This is a genomic window from Mesorhizobium sp. M7D.F.Ca.US.004.03.1.1, assembly GCF_003998635.1.
Taxonomy (GTDB): Bacteria; Pseudomonadota; Alphaproteobacteria; order Rhizobiales; family Rhizobiaceae; genus Mesorhizobium; species Mesorhizobium loti.
In genome coordinates, this window is the sequence record NZ_RZQG01001716.1 from 1 (window position 1) to 530 (window position 530).

Here is a 530-nt window from a genome sequence, read left to right on the forward strand (position 1 = left end):
GATCTGGCCCGCGACGGCGCGACAGTCGACATTCCGCCACGCGAGATCGAGATCGGTCGTTTGGACGTTGTCGAGCATAGCGCCGACCATACTGTTTTCGAGGTCGAATGCGGCAAGGGCACCTATGTGCGCTCGCTGGCCCGCGACATGGGCCGCGACATGGGCTGCTTCGGCCATATTTCAGAATTGCGCCGGGTCGAGGTCGAGCCGTTCACCCCGGAGGATTTCGTCACCATCGCCGAACTGGAAGCCGCTCGTTTCGGTGTGCAGGATGAAGACAGCTCGGACGCGACGGACGTCGCTGACACGACGGAAGCCGCTGACGCGGTGGAAGCACCGATCGACTTCGACGCCATCGATGCGCTTCTGGTCGATACATCGGCTGCCCTCGATTGCCTGCCGCAGATCGCCATCAGCGACGACGCTGCGACCAAGATCCGCCTTGGCAACCCGGTCATCATTCGCGGTCGCGATGCACCGGTGGAAGCCGAGGAAGCCTGCGCCACGGCGCGCGGCAAGCTGGTCGCCAT

1 pseudogene is annotated in these 530 nt (G+C 64.0%); it reads left to right on the forward strand.

From position 1 onward, the window contains the following. A pseudogene (gene truB / locus EN935_RS39670) lies at positions 1-530 on the forward strand (tRNA pseudouridine(55) synthase TruB); the annotation flags it as partial.